16 protein-coding genes and 2 tRNA genes are annotated in these 16,770 nt (G+C 36.6%); 9 read left to right on the top strand and 9 right to left on the bottom strand.

The window, feature by feature from the left end; translation table 11 throughout:
• Nucleotides 1–96 precede the first annotated feature (96 nt).
• The gene (locus tag ABN763_RS12250; RefSeq protein ID WP_410485758.1) at nucleotides 97–597 is read left to right on the top strand and encodes a GNAT family N-acetyltransferase; all 501 of its coding nucleotides are present in this window, start codon (nucleotides 97–99) and stop codon (nucleotides 595–597) included.
• Here ABN763_RS12250 and ABN763_RS12245 read toward each other — a convergent pair.
• A complete protein-coding gene (locus tag ABN763_RS12245; protein WP_410485757.1) occupies nucleotides 579–2,729 on the bottom strand; it encodes a TonB-dependent receptor domain-containing protein in 2,151 nt (716 codons plus the stop codon). The two genes, ABN763_RS12250 and ABN763_RS12245, sit on opposite strands and share 19 nt — an antisense overlap.
• Nucleotides 2,730–2,922: 193 nt before the next feature.
• Between ABN763_RS12245 and ABN763_RS12240 the strand changes: the two genes are divergently transcribed.
• Both ABN763_RS12240 and ABN763_RS12235 read left to right on the top strand, forming a co-directional pair.
• Entirely contained in the window at nucleotides 2,923–3,606 is a 684-nt protein-coding gene (locus tag ABN763_RS12240; RefSeq protein WP_410485756.1) for a lysoplasmalogenase, read from the top strand.
• A gap of 95 nt (nucleotides 3,607–3,701) precedes the next feature.
• Nucleotides 3,702–4,400: a lysoplasmalogenase gene (locus tag ABN763_RS12235; protein ID WP_410485755.1), complete on the top strand. Its 699-nt coding sequence runs from the start codon at nucleotides 3,702–3,704 to the stop codon at nucleotides 4,398–4,400.
• Nucleotides 4,401–4,406: 6 nt separating this feature from the next.
• Here the strand turns inward: ABN763_RS12235 and ABN763_RS12230 are convergent, their stop codons facing one another.
• Nucleotides 4,407–5,690, bottom strand: coding sequence for an NAD(P)/FAD-dependent oxidoreductase (locus ABN763_RS12230; protein WP_410485754.1), 1,284 nt, complete (start codon nucleotides 5,688–5,690; stop codon nucleotides 4,407–4,409).
• A gap of 129 nt (nucleotides 5,691–5,819) precedes the next feature.
• On the opposite strand from ABN763_RS12230, the gene ABN763_RS12225 reads away from it, so the two are divergent.
• Together ABN763_RS12225 and ABN763_RS12220 are read left to right on the top strand one after the other, a co-directional pair.
• Nucleotides 5,820–6,314: an RNA polymerase sigma factor gene (locus ABN763_RS12225; RefSeq protein WP_410485753.1), complete on the top strand. Its 495-nt coding sequence runs from the start codon at nucleotides 5,820–5,822 to the stop codon at nucleotides 6,312–6,314.
• A 4-nt stretch (nucleotides 6,315–6,318) separates the two neighbouring features.
• Nucleotides 6,319–6,951, top strand: a complete 633-nt coding sequence (locus ABN763_RS12220; protein WP_410485752.1) for a hypothetical protein — start codon at nucleotides 6,319–6,321, stop codon at nucleotides 6,949–6,951.
• 31 nt (nucleotides 6,952–6,982) lie between these two features.
• On the opposite strand, the gene ABN763_RS12215 is transcribed toward ABN763_RS12220, so the two are convergent.
• Both ABN763_RS12215 and ABN763_RS12210 read right to left on the bottom strand, forming a co-directional pair.
• Nucleotides 6,983–7,786, bottom strand: a complete 804-nt coding sequence (locus ABN763_RS12215) for a lysophospholipid acyltransferase family protein (RefSeq protein ID WP_410485751.1) — start codon at nucleotides 7,784–7,786, stop codon at nucleotides 6,983–6,985.
• Between the two features lie 54 nt (nucleotides 7,787–7,840).
• Complete coding sequence (locus ABN763_RS12210; protein WP_410485750.1) at nucleotides 7,841–8,482, bottom strand: NUDIX hydrolase; 642 nt, start codon at nucleotides 8,480–8,482, stop codon at nucleotides 7,841–7,843.
• Nucleotides 8,483–8,485: 3 nt separating this feature from the next.
• On the opposite strand from ABN763_RS12210, the gene ABN763_RS12205 reads away from it, so the two are divergent.
• Nucleotides 8,486–9,202, top strand: coding sequence for a peptidylprolyl isomerase (locus tag ABN763_RS12205; RefSeq protein WP_410485749.1), 717 nt, complete (start codon nucleotides 8,486–8,488; stop codon nucleotides 9,200–9,202).
• Between the two features lie 182 nt (nucleotides 9,203–9,384).
• On the opposite strand, the gene ABN763_RS12200 is transcribed toward ABN763_RS12205, so the two are convergent.
• The gene (locus ABN763_RS12200) at nucleotides 9,385–9,813 is read right to left on the bottom strand and encodes a DUF4293 domain-containing protein (protein ID WP_410485748.1); all 429 of its coding nucleotides are present in this window, start codon (nucleotides 9,811–9,813) and stop codon (nucleotides 9,385–9,387) included.
• Nucleotides 9,814–10,055: 242 nt separating this feature from the next.
• Here ABN763_RS12200 and rho point away from each other — a divergent pair, with 242 nt between their 5' ends.
• The gene (gene rho, locus ABN763_RS12195; protein ID WP_410485747.1) at nucleotides 10,056–11,666 is read left to right on the top strand and encodes a transcription termination factor Rho; all 1,611 of its coding nucleotides are present in this window, start codon (nucleotides 10,056–10,058) and stop codon (nucleotides 11,664–11,666) included.
• A 234-nt stretch (nucleotides 11,667–11,900) separates the two neighbouring features.
• Here rho and rpsT read toward each other — a convergent pair whose 3' ends face one another.
• The 4 genes from rpsT to proS all read right to left on the bottom strand — a co-directional run bounded on the left by rpsT (nucleotide 11,901) and on the right by proS (nucleotide 13,942).
• On the bottom strand, nucleotides 11,901–12,152 hold the full coding sequence (rpsT, locus tag ABN763_RS12190; RefSeq protein ID WP_410485746.1) for a 30S ribosomal protein S20: 252 nt from the start codon (nucleotides 12,150–12,152) through the stop codon (nucleotides 11,901–11,903).
• 33 nt (nucleotides 12,153–12,185) lie between these two features.
• Nucleotides 12,186–12,260 (bottom strand) — tRNA-Glu (locus tag ABN763_RS12185).
• A 33-nt stretch (nucleotides 12,261–12,293) separates the two neighbouring features.
• Nucleotides 12,294–12,365 (bottom strand) — tRNA-Glu (locus ABN763_RS12180).
• A gap of 98 nt (nucleotides 12,366–12,463) precedes the next feature.
• Nucleotides 12,464–13,942: a proline--tRNA ligase gene (proS, locus tag ABN763_RS12175; protein WP_410485745.1), complete on the bottom strand. Its 1,479-nt coding sequence runs from the start codon at nucleotides 13,940–13,942 to the stop codon at nucleotides 12,464–12,466.
• A gap of 102 nt (nucleotides 13,943–14,044) precedes the next feature.
• On the opposite strand from proS, the gene ABN763_RS12170 reads away from it, so the two are divergent.
• Both ABN763_RS12170 and ABN763_RS12165 read left to right on the top strand, forming a co-directional pair.
• Nucleotides 14,045–15,199: a hypothetical protein gene (locus ABN763_RS12170; protein WP_410485744.1), complete on the top strand. Its 1,155-nt coding sequence runs from the start codon at nucleotides 14,045–14,047 to the stop codon at nucleotides 15,197–15,199.
• Between the two features lie 40 nt (nucleotides 15,200–15,239).
• The gene (locus ABN763_RS12165; RefSeq protein ID WP_410485743.1) at nucleotides 15,240–16,769 is read left to right on the top strand and encodes an OmpP1/FadL family transporter; all 1,530 of its coding nucleotides are present in this window, start codon (nucleotides 15,240–15,242) and stop codon (nucleotides 16,767–16,769) included.
• Nucleotide 16,770: the final 1 nt, after the last annotated feature.

The following is a 16,770-nucleotide window of genomic DNA, read 5'->3' as shown; positions in this document are numbered from 1 at the left end:
TTTTTATAGATTTCTTACATCAAAGATGCGCTTGATACTTAAGTTTTCGTAATCTTGTTGACCCAACTGTAGTTTTTGAGAGCCGAATTGTTTAATATGATTACTTCTGTATATACCGACCGTTTGCATTTACGTTATTTAACCGAAAATGACATTGAGCTATTTCATGAAATGCAACATGATATTCGGGTAATGCAACACATTACTGGTTTTATTTTTTCAAGAGAAGAAAATGAAAAAGACCTTAAAAAAGTAATTGCTGCTTATAAAAAAGAAAAGAATGATTTTTGGGTTTGGGCAGTTGATTTCAACAACCGTTTCATCGGTACAGGTGCTATTATTAAGAACGAAAAAAAGGAATGGGAAATCGGTTACCGGTTTTTACCCGATTATTGGGGTAAGGGCTTTGGAACCGAAGTTGCTAAAGCCCTTATTGACATCGCTTTTACAAAAATGCATGTTGACAGCTTATTTGCTTACGCTGATAAGGAAAATCTGGCAACCGTAAAAATACTTGACCAGCTTTTCAATTTTGTAAAAGAAGAGTGGAACGAAAAAGATCAGTGTATCGATCGGATTTACAAATTATCTAACTGATTGCTTTTTTTATCTGTACTAATGGTCCAAAAGAACCCGACAAAAAAGAACTGGTCAGCATTAGGTCGTAATGCCTGTCTTTCAAAAACACCATTCGCATTAGGGCTGCTCGCATAATTGTAGCCAAAGACATTTCTGGTAGCTAATATGTTGTTCACAGAAAAATATAAGATTTTTTGTTGACTTATCAAGTATGCCCAATTAAAGCTCAAACTATTGAAACTTTTCGTTTTCTGGTTTAAAAATCCTCCTTGGTTAGGATCAGAATAGCTTCTACCGGTAGCGAAGGTGTGACTTAATCCAATTTGTGACTTCAATTTGTCTACCCATAATTTACCTACTACAGACACATTATGAGTCGATGCAAAATTAGGCGTTGCTCGTTCGGGAAAATTTCTAAAGTCCCTCTCGGTATCTAAATACGAATAACTTAACCAATACTCTAGGTTTTTCACTGATTTACCGTCCCTCCAAAAAAGGTCTAATCCTGATGCATAACCACCTCCTGTATTGGTAAAGTTACTATCGAAAGTGGGGAAGTTACCATCAAATTTTACCAGATTATCATATTCTTTATGAAAAACCTCAGCTCTTAAGATTCTGCGATCCTTACTATACTGATAATTCAACAAGTAGTGAGTAGCCTTTTCAGCCTCTAAATCACTCGTGAACTTTTGAAATTCGTTTAATGGATTTTGGTAAAAATCACCATAAGCAAGTGAAAACTGAGAATGGTCTCCAGTTTTATAGGCTAAAGCAAGCCTTGGTGAAATATACCACTTTGATTGATTTTGAGCATATTCTGCTCGTATTCCAGGTTTAAAGGCAAAATCATTCGAAATAAAAATATCAGCTTCAGCAAAACTTCCGAATAAGTCATTATTAAATCTGGTTGTAAAATTCGTATTGGTATCAAAAAACTTTTCTTTAAATCGAGTAATAAAATACTCCGTACCGAAAGTTAATTTTACTCTACTTGTAAATCCCTTGCGTACTTTTGCTTTTAGATGGATTGAGTTTTCATCATCCTTTATGGTGGCTTGATCAGCTAAGACATTTGTATTATCATTAGTATAACTAAGCCCGGTTTGCAACGTCCAATCGTTGTCAAAGAAATACTTAAAGCTACCATTTAAATATGAGTTTCTATTAGTCAATGCAAAGCGAAATCCTTCTGGGAAATTGATATTATTTTGAAGTAGGTCAAAATTAGAATAATCGGTTGCCGCATATAATTTTAGAATCCCATTTTCATATTTCTGACGAAAAACAGCTTCTCCTGCCAAACCCTCATAAGGTTTATTCCAAGTATCCCGACTTTGAGTAATCGATATATATGGCGCAAGATTAATGTAAGAGGCATTTACACTTAATGAATTGTTTTCCCATTTTTTGGTATGTCCAACCCCTCCTCCGACGGTCATTAATGAGATATCTGTCTTGTCTTGATCCGGTTCATCAATGGTATTTAATTGTAATACTCCTGACAATGCTTGACCAAATTCTGCTGAGTATCCCCCAGTAGAAAAACTAATACCTTTAAAAAGAAATGGAGAATAACGTCCCCTTGTCGGAATATTGTTCGAGGTAGGTGTAAATGGTGTAAATACCCGAATTCCATCAATAAATATTTGCGTTTCTTCAGCGCCACCGCCACGGACGAATAACCTACCATCTTCGGCTACAGCTGTCGTTCCTGGTAAGGTTTGTAGCGCTCCAACAAAATCACCAAGTGCACTTGCGGTTGTCACTACATCTAAAGGTTTCAGTACAGACACCTTTGAGTTATCTCCTGCTTCAAACGTACCTGCAGAAAGTGTAACACCTGTTAGCGTATTCACAGCTTCCTTAAGTTGAATAGTTACATCATTCATTGTATTAACTTCTGCCAATAATTCAAAAGTCTCGAATGATATAAAAGACACCACCAGTGTTTTTGTTCCGGTTTCGGTAGTTGTAAAACTAAAGGTGCCATCCTCTCCTGTAGAGGCGCCATCATAAGTTCCTTTTAAATAAACATTGGCGCCCTCAATAGGAATCATACGCTTATCTGTCACCATTCCATTTACGGTAATTTGTGCAAAAGAAAAACTAGTAGTGACAAGTAAGATTAAATTTAAAAGTGATTTCATTGTAATTATTTTGATTGATGATCCAAAAGTCATCCGAAATCATTCTTGAAACCAACTTAACTTACCAAACTGTAAAAATTGCGGTGCGAATTGTATAAACCTGGCAATAACATTTATTTATTCAATGATATTCTATATTTTCTATTTTTTAATTAGTTTTATAACGACCTATTATCCTTACTAACGCATCTATATGAAGCGAAAATGGTCATTCATAGGGCTATTCTTATTGATCTTGACAGTGGATTTAGTTTTCAAAAACTATGAACACTTAGCAGCTTACCGATTAGTGAGTAAACCTCTCGTAATTATATCTCTACTAACACACTACTATTTTAATAGCAAGCATTTTGATAAGGATGTCAGAAAACCTATGATTATTGCCTTAATACTTTTGATCACTGGTGATCTTTTCTTTTTAGGCTTTGATAATGACATCTTCTTCAATATAGGTTTCGTCGCTTTTATGGTCGCAAACTTTTTCTATTTTAAGTCGTTTTTGACTAACACAGCATTCAACTACAAACTTTTGATACCCTTTTGGGTAATTTGTGGAGTATATTTCTTTGTGATGCTTTCTTATTTATACACAGAACTTGATTTGTATTTAATGCCAATGATGATATTTTTTATTGTAATGGTAAGTATGGCCAATGTTGCTTTAATGCGTTACAAAGTGGTAAACAACACTAGTTTTTACCTTGTATTTATAGGCACCTTATGTTACTTGTATTCAATTAGTTTAATTGGCTTTGACAAGTTTAACATGCCTGTAAAATATCAATATACTCTTGAGATGGCTAGTTACGGAATTGGACATTTACTCATAGTATTGGGGATGCTTACGGAAAAGGTACAGAAAGAAATAACAGTTTAGTGTTTAGAACAACTGTTTATAAACTTTAAAAAATAGTTAAGTATTAGATTGCCGTTTTTACTATTTTGCCCGTGCAATAAGCTAAAACAGGCCTTATGTCATGGGATAAAAAATTTACTTTTATCTTTTTTACAATACTCTCTGCTGACATTATTTTGACCAATTCAGAGACGCTCTTGCCATATCGGTTTATAAGTAAACCTTTGGTTATAGGATCGTTGCTGATATACTTCTTTTTAAAAAGTAGCAATTTTAATAAGGTGGATCGTTATCCTATTATACTTGCTCTTTTTTTTATGATCTTAGGTGATATATCGTTATTGTATATAGATAACTTTTTTGCATTCACAACGGGCTTCGTATTATTTATGGCAGCAAACATCATGTACCTTATTGCTTTTTATTCTAAGGTTACATACCGAATACAGGCGATCATACCCTATTGGATGGTTGTAATTGGTGTGTGCATAAGTATTTTACTAATTATTTATGATGGGGTTGGAATATTTCTGATACCTGTATTAATTTTTATGGTAATCGCCTTCTATATGGTTCAAACTACCTATGTACGATACGGGACCACAAATAAAACTAGCTACTATTTGGTTTTTGCCGGGGCAATACTCTTTATCATATCTGAATGTATTATTGCTTTCAGAGTATTTTATTTACCAGTTCCGTTTGAAAGAACCTTAGTAATGTTAAGTTATGGGCTTGGAAACTTCTTTATTATCAAGGGGTTGTTGTTAGATAATAGCAGGCAACTTTTCAATCCGTTAGAAGGTGAAAAATAATCACACTTATCTTGCGCTCTTTTGCTTATAAGGTCTAATAATAAGTCTAGCTTCTCGATCAAAGCGCACATAATTATATACCCAGTTTATAAAAACCACCATTCGATTTCTAAAACCAATTAAGAAAAAAAGGTGTATAAACATCCAGATAAACCAAGCAAATACTCCGCCAAAACGAAGTTTGCGCATATCAACAACAGCTTTGTTTCGACCAATAGTCGCCATCGATCCTTTATCTTTATAAACAAAGGGCTCCATTTCCTGACCTTTTATCATTCTGATCAGATTTTCACCCAGCGCTTTACCTTGTTGAATGGCCACTTGCGCAACCATAGGATGACCATATTTGTAGGTATCGTTAAGCATCGCCGCAACATCTCCAATAGCATATATATTTGAATATCCCTCTACTCTGCTAAAACTATCGACTTTTATACGGCATGATCTATCCGCCAAACAACTAACATCTATACCCGGAATATCGGCAGCCTTGACACCTGCAGCCCAAACCATCGTTGCTGTTTTAAATTCAATATCTGTATTGGTCGTTACCAAACGTCCATCGTAGTTAGTTACACGAACATTCTTCCACACATTTACTCCAAGTTTCTCTAGAAACTGTTCCGCTTTCTTTGATGCTTTTTCACTCATAGTCGGTAATACCCTATCACCACTTTGCACTAGATTGATCTGTACTTGCCTAGTATCGAGATCCGGATAATCTTTAGGTAAAATGCCTTTTTTTATTTCTGCAAGTGCACCTGCCAACTCAACACCGGTTGGTCCAGCTCCCACGATTACAAAATTCATTAAGGCATTACGCTCATTTAAATCATCAGTTAATAAGGCTTCTTCAAAATTTTCTAATATCAGACTGCGTAAGTTAAGGGACTGCGGAACCGTTTTCATCGCCATACTATTAGCTTCCACCTGTTTATTACCAAAATAATTGGTTTTAGACCCTGTAGCGATTACCAAATGGTCATACTTTAACCTCCCAATATTTGTATGAAGCAAGTTCTCATCAGTTTGAATATGATTTACACTTGCTAACCTAAAATAGAAGTTAGGAAAGTTTTTTATGACCTTTCTTATTGGATATGCTATAGAATCTGGTTCTAAACCTCCAGTTGACACTTGATATAATAATGGCTGAAACGTATGATAATTGTGCTTGTCTAATAACACCACTTGCACCTCATGTTTTGCTAGTTTTCTAGCTAACGATATGCCTGCAAATCCACCGCCAATAACAACTATTCTAGGAAAGCTAGTCTGTGGAATATTCATGTACTATACTGATTAGTTGGTAAAAATAAAATGGCTAATTGGATATCTAGTTATAGACGTTAAAAATAATTTAAAAAAAGTGTAACGTTGCATAAGGAAAGACTACAAATAAACATAACTCTAACCTGCGTGACGAAAGAAGTTGAACATAGTTTTGTGAAATTGCTGGAAGAAAACCAGAATATCATTCATAAGGTTTGCCGTATTTATACTAATAATTACAATGCGCATAACGATCTTTTCCAGGAAATTACTATTCAACTTTGGAAAGCGTATCCGAAGTTTAGAGGCGATGCCAAGTTTAGTACCTGGATGTATCGAGTTGGATTAAATACCGCGATAACTCTTTATCGAAAGTCTAAAAAAGCGATACGCACTCAAGAAATTGACAGTATTCAATTTAAGCTTTCAGCACAGGAATATGATGATACCGAGGAAGAGCAACTTAAGCTAATGTATCAGGCCATTCATCAGTTAAATGATATTGAAAAAGCTTTGGTCTTTTTGTATTTAGAAGATAAAAATTATAAGGAAATTTCAGATACTATGGGTATTAGCGAAGTGAATGCCCGTGTAAAAATGAATAGGGTGAAAACCAAACTTAAAAAAATACTAAATCCGTAATGTTATGGATGAATTAGAATTGCTTAAAAAAGACTGGAACTTGCGCAAAGATCCGCAAGTCTCAAAAGACGATATTTATAAGATGTTATATAAAAAATCCTCGTCAAAAGTAAAATGGATTTTTTACATTAGTGTGATAGAGCTGTTGATTGGTATAATCTCAACAATTTGGTCCTTTTCCCACTCTAATGAGAATTTTATTCTTAATGATGGTCAACACGATTACAGTTGGCTACCTGTTGTTTTTGAAACAGTCGCCTGTCTTATTATTATTTATTATGCTGTCAAGTTTTATAAAAACTACAAGAAGATTAGTGTGGATGACGACGCTAAGACGTTGATGAAAAATATAATCGTAGCTAGACGCACTGTGAAGAATTATATTACTGTAAGTTTAGTCGCAGGTGGTTTGTTTGTTATGACCGGTTTATTTTTAGCTACTTCTGTTTCACCTATATTTTTAGATCTATATGAGAAAAACAACCATTTGGTCGCTTATTTAATTTTAATTGCTATCATATTGGTCATAACGATCTTTATTATTGGAGTAATCTGGCTGTTATATCAGCTAGTGTATGGACTCTTATTAAGAACCCTCCATAAAAATTACAAAGAGTTAAAGAAACTAGAGGTTTGAGTTTATTAGAAATAGGTAATTGTAAACAGCCTTAATACTGCCACTTTCGCTGCTTATTTAATTCTTCTTCAGCTTCAATTTCTTCGGTAGGAATTACCTTTAAAAAGGAAGGGTGTTGCTCAATAGCGTATTCAATTTTTTCGACGATTTCTTCAATAGACTCATTTTCATAGTCAATATCTAGGGGTTTTTTGATCTCCATTGATTGCAGAATCCCTTTTTTCTTGATCCGGAGACCTTTTTTGTCAAACGATCGTCTAAATCCATCAATAACTATAGGCACAACAATCGGTTTGTATTGTTTTATAATATGTGCTGTGCCTTTTCTAATAGGTTTCCAAGGTTTGGTTGTCCCTTGCGGAAAAGTAATGACCCAACCATCTTCTAAAGCAATCCCTACATTCTCTGTATCTTGTGCATTTACTTCCCGCTTAATCTCTTTTCCTTTTTCTCTCCAAGTTCTAGATACACTAATAGCGCCAGCGTAGGCCAAAATTTTTGGCAATAGTCCTGAACTCATCGTCTCTAAAGCCGCAACATAATAGATGTTTAGTTTTGGTTGCCAGATATAGCCAATATTTTTAATCGAATCTTCTCGCCCCTTTAAACTGGCATTAAATACATGAAACATGGCTACCACATCGGCAAAATAAGTTTGATGGTTCGATACGAATAATACGCCATTTTCCGGAAGGTCTTTAATAATATCAGAACCTTCAATGTCTAAAGAATTGAAACCACGATAGCGGCCATGGGTCAAAACCCCGAACATTCGAATAACAAATTTTTTAAGAAAAAGTATGTGCCCGAAAGGATTCCTTTTAAACAAGGCCATATATAAATTTAGGTTTTAGCGAACAGCAAATTTACAAACAAAATTAAGTTTGCCCTATAAAATTTCTTTGAGTAGCTGTTTAATCTCACTTAACATCATTGCAGTTGCACCCCAAACCACCTGATCATTTAGCAAAAAAGCGGGTACTTCGATTTGTGAAGCATACGAAGTTTTTAGGTTCTTAGAAATAACCGATTTTTCTGAAAGAAAGTCTGCTAATGGTACTTCCAAAATAGCTTCTACTTCACTTTCTTGGGGTACAAAGAAGGGTGTTTTATGAATCATTCCAATAAATGGTTGAACCACAAAATTACTTGGTGGTATATAAATAGACGAACATTGCTTATACACCACAACTTCATCAGCAGGTACACCAACTTCTTCTTCGGTTTCACGAAGAGCGGTATACTCTAGGTCAATATCATCTTTTTCAACCTTTCCTCCTGGAAACCCCACTTGATTACTATGTACACCTTTGTACGTTTTTCTCAAAATAAGTACAAAACGACTATGGTTGCTTTCATCAGGATAAAAAAGACAGAGTACAGCAGCCTTTTTGGGTTTTTTGGGATTTGAAGTAATCGCTTTAAGCTCTTCTCTTCGTTGAATTGGAGCCATTTTAAGCTGTACTTCCTCACCCGGTAAGTCCAGATTTTTTATTTTTGGAATCGCCTTTAAAAAAGAATCAAATTTCATAGCATGCAATACGCTTATCGCATAACAATATTACTACTATTTTTTGTAGTGGCCTGCACTGGTAAAAAGAAAGAAACTTCAAAAGAAGAGTCGGTTGAACATGCTATTGAAGATACAGCCCTGATTAAACAGGAAATAGAAGAAACGGTTACAGAGGAAGCGGATAAAGGGCCAATAATGTCTAAGGAAACGGCTATCCCGTTTTTACAACAATTTGAAAAAGAAAATAAAGAGCGTGTTGTTCGTGTAACCACTGAATTTGGATCGTTCGAGATTACCTTAAATAAAGATACACCCTATCACCGCGCAAACATGATTTTTTTGGCAAAGCAACAATATTATAATGACACACAGTTTCATCGTGTAGCGAAAGGCTTTGTAATACAAGGTGGTAGTTCTGATAATCCAAAAATTGGAAGAAAACGAAGGGATATTGGTCGTTATTTACTTCCACCTGAATTCAGACCTAACCACAAACATCGTCGTGGGGCAGTTTCTATGCCTAGTAGCGAGAATGATAATCCACATAAATTATCATCTCCTTATGAATTTTTTATCGTTCAAGCAGCTAAAGGCTCTCCACATTTAGATGGTAGTCATACTGTTTTCGGTTATGTAACCAAGGGGATGCATGTAGTAGATAAAATTGCCGAACAGCCAGTAGACAAGCAAGAGTGGCCGCTTAACAATATTTTGATGCAAGTTGATGTAGTTAGATAGTTGATAAAAGTATTAAATCGATACTCTTTGCAAACTTCGGCAACATTAATATCATCCGATAATTTAACTTGAAGAATTTTTTAGAACGTTCACCTTTCACCCTTTACCTTTTACCCTATAAACAAAAAAGCCCCAACGAAAATCGTCAGGGCTTACGCACTAATACTACTAAGATTATAGGTTTATCGAAGTCGATCAACTGATTTTACAAGATCCTCATCCTTTTTAATTGCCTTGTTAGCCAATACAAGAAAAACGATAGAAATAATCGGCAAAAAAGACCCAAAAGGAATAAGTTTCTCAATACCTTTCTCAGAAACCGAAGTTTCTCCAGATATACTTAGTGACCAATACACCAATACTCCTAATAAAGTAACGTTAAATATCATGTTCAATCTGTTTAACACAAATTGATTTTGTCTCTTCTTAAAAGCAAATATGCTTATTAGTGCTAAAACGGAACAGGCAATAAAAGCACACATCACATATATATTGTCTATTGCAAACACTTGCTCATCTTTTGCATTGGTATATAGTGGTGTCCATAACCAACCTAGCCCCATAACCAAAGATACAATTAATAAGTATACTGTTTGAATGCGTTGCAGCACGTTTCTTGCTTTTAGGATTGCAAAAATAAATGAATATTTAAAATATAAAACCCATTTAACCACTAATATTATTAAAAAAAGCTTTGATATCTGCTTGAATTATTTTGAAATATCAAATATTGTTGTATCATTGCATGAACAACGCAGCCACGAATGTCTTTAGCTGCGACACCCCATCAATTTTTTGGCTCTCCGTCATCAAATTTCATTACAAAATATACTTTATACTATTTTAATTATACATGTTCGAAATTTCAGAATTAAAGCAAAAAAAGCTTCCTGAGTTACAGGAAATTGCTAAAAATCTTAATGTCCCCAAATACCGTACATTAAAAAAATTAGACCTAGTTTATCAAATACTTGATATACAGGCAGCCAACCCAAAAGATAATGCAGAGTCAAAACCAGCTGCTAAACCTAAAAGGAAACGTGTAAACAAGACTGCCAACGAAAAATCTGATAAAAAAGATAGTGCACAAGTAAGTTTAGATCTCCAGAAAGATTCAAAAGAATCAGCTAATACAGCTTCAAAGGATAAACAACCAAAACAAGGAGATCATAGTAAACCAAGGGAAGAGTCTTCCAAAGATCATGATAAAGGTCAAAACCAAAAAAGAGACCGCAGAGATCGTGATAATCGTAATCAAAAACATCAAAATAAGCATCAAAATAATCAGAACACCGGTAATGGGCAATCTAAAAAAGAACGCAACCGCTACCGCGAACCTGATTTTGAATTTGATGGTATTATTGAAAGTGAAGGCGTATTAGATATCATGCAAGACGGATATGGTTTCTTGCGTTCATCTGACTATAATTACTTATCCTCGCCTGATGATATTTATGTATCGCAATCTCAAATTCGGCTTTTCGGATTAAAAACAGGAGATACTGTTCTTGGTAATGTAAGACCACCAAAAGAAGGAGAAAAGTATTTTCCTTTGATTAAGGTTGCAAAGATTAATGGCTTAGATCCTAATGTGGTTCGCGACCGGGTATCGTTTGAGCATTTAACACCTTTATTTCCGCAAGAAAAATTTAATATTGCTGAAAAGCAAAGTACCATTTCTAGCAGAATTATGGATCTGTTTTCACCTATTGGGAAAGGACAGCGTGGTATGATTGTATCGCAACCAAAAACTGGTAAAACTATGTTGCTAAAGGATGTTGCAAACGCTATCGCAGCCAATCATCCCGAAGTGTATCAAATGATTCTTCTTATTGACGAACGTCCGGAAGAGGTAACCGATATGCAGCGTAACGTACGCGGTGAAGTAATTGCTTCTACTTTCGATAAAGAAGCGCACGAGCACGTGAAAATTGCCAATATTGTATTGGAAAAAGCGAAACGCCTGGTAGAATGTGGTCACGATGTAGTGATTTTATTAGATTCTATTACTCGTTTGGCGCGAGCTTACAATACGGTACAACCAGCATCAGGAAAAATATTGAGTGGTGGTGTTGATGCAAATGCATTACATAAGCCAAAGCGTTTCTTTGGTGCCGCGCGTAATATTGAAGGTGGTGGATCACTCTCGATCATTGCTACAGCATTGACGGAAACAGGATCGAAGATGGACGAGGTGATATTCGAAGAATTTAAAGGCACCGGTAACATGGAGCTTCAATTAGATCGTAAGATTGCAAACCGAAGAATATTCCCTGCTATTGACCTTACTTCATCAAGTACACGTCGTGACGATTTATTGTTAGACGAAGTAACCATCCAGAGAATGTGGATTATGCGTAAATATTTAGCTGATATGAATCCTGTCGAGGCTATGGAATTTATTAATGATCGCTTTAGACAGACGAAAAACAATGAGGAGTTTTTGCTGACCATGAATCAGTAACAATCCATTGTAACAAATAAAAAACCTGCAAACTTTAAAACTTGCAGGTTTTTTTATTCATTTGATTTTCAGAAGGTAATCATACTAATCTCAACGGTATTTTTAAAAGGAGATTATTGATTTATTATGAGAACTTAATGAGGTTACGAATACAGAAATAACTACAAATAGAAAAAGCCCTTACCGCAGTGCAGTAAGAGCCTTTGAATCTTTTTCAAGCAAAAAGTCGTAAACTTATAGCGCAGCTACGTGCTTTGCTAATTTAGATTTTAAGTTAGCGGCTTTGTTAGCGTGAATAATATTACGCTTTGCTAATCTGTCAATCATTGAAACAACAGAAGGGTATAATGCTTCGGCATCTTTCTTTTCTGTTAATTCTCTTAATTTTTTAATCGCATTACGAGTCGTTTTGTGCTGATATCTATTTCTTAGACGTCTTGTCTCATTACTACGAATTCTTTTTAAAGCTGACTTATGGTTTGCCATAATGATGGTATTACAATACTATTATTATTTTAATGGTAGCCCGTAGGGGAATCGAACCCCTCTTTCCAGGATGAAAACCTGGCGTCCTAACCGATAGACGAACGGGCCTTTTCTTCAATTTAGAATTCTAAATCAAGAAAGTAGCCCGTAGGGGAATCGAACCCCTCTTTCCAGGATGAAAACCTGGCGTCCTAACCGATAGACGAACGGGCCATAAAACCAAATTAGGAAATACCTATTTCGGTAGGCGGGTGCAAAAATACAACTATTTCCAATATCTGCAAGAGGATAAACTACTTTTTTAAGAGCAATTAATACGCCTTCGCAAACAACACTCGTTTAGAAGAAGGTTTACCGCTAAATACGCAACTACCCTGCTCATTATCAGCGTTATTAGGTATACATCTAATGGTTGCTTTGGTGCGTTTTTTTATTTCATCTTCAGTCTCTTCCGTACCATCCCAGTGAGCAGATACAAAACCACCTTTTTCCTGAATTACATGTTCAAACTCTTCAAAACTATTGACCTCCGTTATATGCTCATTCCTATAGGCTTCAGCCTTGGCAAAAAGCGCATCTTGGATTTCAACTAATAGATTCTTCACTTTACTTACAACATCATCTTTCGCAATAAACTCTTTAGTAAGTGTATCCCTTCTGGCTAATTCAACTGTTCTTTTCTCCAAATCTTTAGGGCCAATACCAATTCGTAAAGGCACTCCTTGCAATTCGTATTGAGCGAACTTCCAACCTGGTTTATGCGTATCACGATCATCGAATTTTACGCTAATCCCGACATTTCTAAGATCCCGCTGCAATTCTTTAGCAACTTCCGAAATTCTGTTAAGTTCTTCTTCGCTTTTATAAATAGGGACGATCACAACCTGTATGGGCGCCAACTTTGGCGGTAACACTAATCCGTGATCATCACTATGCGTCATTATTAACCCACCAATTAAGCGAGTACTCACCCCCCACGAAGTAGCCCAAACATGATCAAGTTTTCCTTCTTTTGTAGCGAACTTGACATCAAATGCTTTTGCAAAATTCTGCCCTAGAAAATGGGATGTTCCGGCCTGTAATGCCTTACCATCTTGCATCAATGCCTCAATAGTATAGGTTTCTTCTGCACCTGCAAAACGTTCACTATCTGTTTTTACTCCTTTAATTACTGGCATTGCCATAAACTCTTCTGCAAAAGTCGCATATACTTCTTGCATTTGTGCGGCTTCTTCAACAGCTTCGGTTTTATCTGCATGGGCAGTATGCCCCTCTTGCCATAAAAACTCAGCCGTTCTAAGAAATAAGCGGGTACGCATTTCCCAACGAACCACATTCGCCCATTGGTTCACAAGAATTGGAAGATCTCTATATGATTGAATCCAACCTTTATAGGTATTCCATATAATTGCCTCACTAGTCGGGCGAACTACTAACTCCTCCTCCAACTTTGCTTCCGGATCAACTCGCAACTTCCCTTCTTTATTCGGATCATTTTGTAAACGATAATGGGTAACTACCGCACATTCCTTGGCAAAACCTTCGGCATTTTTTTCTTCAGCTTCGAAAAGACTTTTTGGCACAAAGAGCGGAAAATATGCATTTTGATGCCCCGTCTCCTTAAACATTCTATCCAATTCCGCTTGCATTTTTTCCCAAATAGCATAACCATATGGTTTTATTACCATACAACCACGTACAGCCGAATTTTCAGCTAAATCAGCTTTTACTACCAATTCATTATACCATTTAGAATAATCTTCGCTTCTTTTCGTTAGTTTTTTAGCCATTTACCAGTAGTTTGGCACAAAATTTGTGACCTTGTTAAATAAAAATTTAGTAGCGCAAAACTAACTAAATTTGTAATGTTCAACAATAAATTCGATGGAGTTATGAAACGCAACTACATAATGAACGCCAAACATATACAAGCTGCTTTTTTAGTGGTAATGATATTAATTCTCGCTTCCTGTGGATCGTACCAGCAATCATCTTATTACGATGATGGTATTTATGTATCAGCTGATGCACAAACAAGGAAAAGAGTGACTCAACAAAGACAAGTTGCGCCTCCTACAGAAAATACAACAACCGACGTTTATAAAAACTATTTTGACCGTAAAGCAGATGAATATGAAATAGCAGCGGCTCAAATGGAGCGCGATTCGGTATTTACCGATATCGACTCTTATTCAAGTGTAAACGAACCCGATCAACTTAGCGGAGAGGGTTTAACCTATACCGACAACCAAGGTGTTGGTTGGGGGGATAACCCTTCGTCAATATCAATAAACGTTTGGGGCAACAATTGGGGTCCTGGATTCGGCTGGGGAGGATTTAATCGCTTTGGATGGGGCTGGGGCGGCTTCGGACCCGGTTGGGGCTGGGGCGGTGGCTTCGGACCTGGATGGGGATGGGGATGGAACGATCCTTGGTTTGGTGGTTTTGGTCCCGGTTGGGGCTGGGGCTGGAATAATGCATGGGCTTTTGGCGGATGGGGTCCTGGTTTTGGTTGGGGATGGAACAACTACTGGGGTTATGGTCGTTTTGGTCGCTTCGGATATAATAATCGCATAGCGTTCAATAACGGAAGAAGGTCGGCATATTATAATAGGCTTGGTAATGCATTAACTGCGAATAGCAGAGGTTCAGCTGTAAGACGTGGCAGCACAGCAAGACGTAGTTCTACGTACCGCGGGAGACGTGTGGGCGTTGATAATAGCAGCACTGTAAGACGGAGAGGAACATCAGTTGCAAGACGTTCAGGAACCTATAGTCGATCAAACTCAAGTGGTATTTCTCGAAGATCATCAGGAACTAGTAGATCATCCAGCGGAACAGCTACCAGACGTAGTTCAGGCTACTCAAGATCTAGCGGAACAACTAGAAGAAGTTCAGGTTATTCAAGATCAAGTTCAAGTCGACGCAGTTCAGGCTATTCAAGAAGCAGTGGTTCATCTAGAAGTTCGGCACGTTCAAGCTCTGGAAGAAGTTCCAGTAGAAGTTCAGGTCGTAGCTCCGGTGGACGAAGAGGTGGACGTTCTTAATTCGGTTTCAATTTAAAATCAGTTCTATTTACAATATAGTATGAAAAAGATATTCTTTTCAATCATAGCAGCTATTGCTATCAGTACAACCTATGCCCAAACCTTAAATGACGCTTTGCTATTTAGTCAAGATAATTTGGGGGGAACTGCTCGATTTAGAAGTATGAGCGGTGCATTTGGTGCCCTAGGTGGTGATTTTTCAGCGACATCTATTAACCCAGCAGGAGGGGCGGTTTTTGCCCATAGTGAAGCCGCTGGGACCTTAGGTAATTCCAATAAAGTAAATGATGTTAATTACTTTAATAGCCTAAGAGAAACAAATGATAATACATTCGACCTAGGTCAAGCAGGTGCGATATTTGTTTTTAAAAGCACCGATAATAATCCGTGGCGTAAATTAACTATTGGGTTTAATTTTCAAAACACAAATGACTTCAATAATCAGTTATTTGCCGCAAGTAACAATGCAACCACGGGTATCGATCAATACTTTAATCAATTGGCCCAGGGAACCCCATTAGATTTATTGAATTTAAGAGATAACGAATCTCTAGATCAACTTTATCAATTTTTAGGAGAAAATGAAACTGAAGCAGCTCAGAAGGCATTATTAGCATTTCAAGGATTTTTGATCGATCCTGTGGACGATAATGATCCTGACAATACCGCCTACAATAGTGCTGCGATTTACAATACTTTGGATCAGCAATATACAGAAGCTACTTCTGGTTATAACAGAAAATTTAACTTCAACTTTGCAACCCAATACAAAGACAATTTGTATCTAGGTCTTAATTTAAACTCACATGTTTTGGACTATGAAAAAACTCGAAGAATTTCTGATATTGGTTTTGACGAAACTTCTACGGTAAAAGAAGTACTCTATGAAGACACCGTATTCACCTCTGGAACAGGATTTTCGTTACAAGTTGGTGCTATCGCAAAAGTTGGTCCTAGCCTGCGCTTAGGAGCTTCTTACCAAAGTCCAACATGGTATCGATTACAAGACGAAACTCGTGAAGCATTGACAGTTTTCAGAACAGACCCTAATAACGCTAATGGTGAAATTCAAGAAAACCTGAGACCCCGAGTGATTAACTTATTTGAAGAATATCGGCTTAATACTCCTGCGAAAGTAACCGGAAGTGTTGCCTACGTATTCGATAAATACGGACTACTAAGTTTTGATTACGGCTATACTGATTTTAGTAGTGCTAGTTTACGGCCTACCTCAGACCCAGCCTTTAATGTTGAGAATAACAACATTGAATCACAGCTTCAAGCGGTAAATAGCTATCGCATTGGTGGTGAAATTAGGCTAGAAGAATGGAGCTTGCGAGGCGGTTATCACTTTGAAGACAGTCCCTTTAAAGATGAGAATGTAGCAAGTGAGAAAACCGGATTTTCTGCTGGTTTAGGATATCGTTTTGGGGGTACCAGAATAGATGTTTCGTACGATAGAACACAGCAGGAATTCGGACAAGCGTTATATCCTATAGGATTAACAAGTGTTGCCAACATTGATAACACAATAAACAACGTAAATGTAACGGTAACCTTCAAGCTATAAA

The sequence above is a fragment of the Spongiivirga sp. MCCC 1A20706 genome, from assembly GCF_046524175.1.
In the GTDB taxonomy this organism is placed as follows: Bacteria; Bacteroidota; Bacteroidia; order Flavobacteriales; family Flavobacteriaceae; genus Spongiivirga.
Note: the sequence above shows the minus strand (reverse complement) of the source record. Positions and strands in the feature narration are given on the sequence as shown.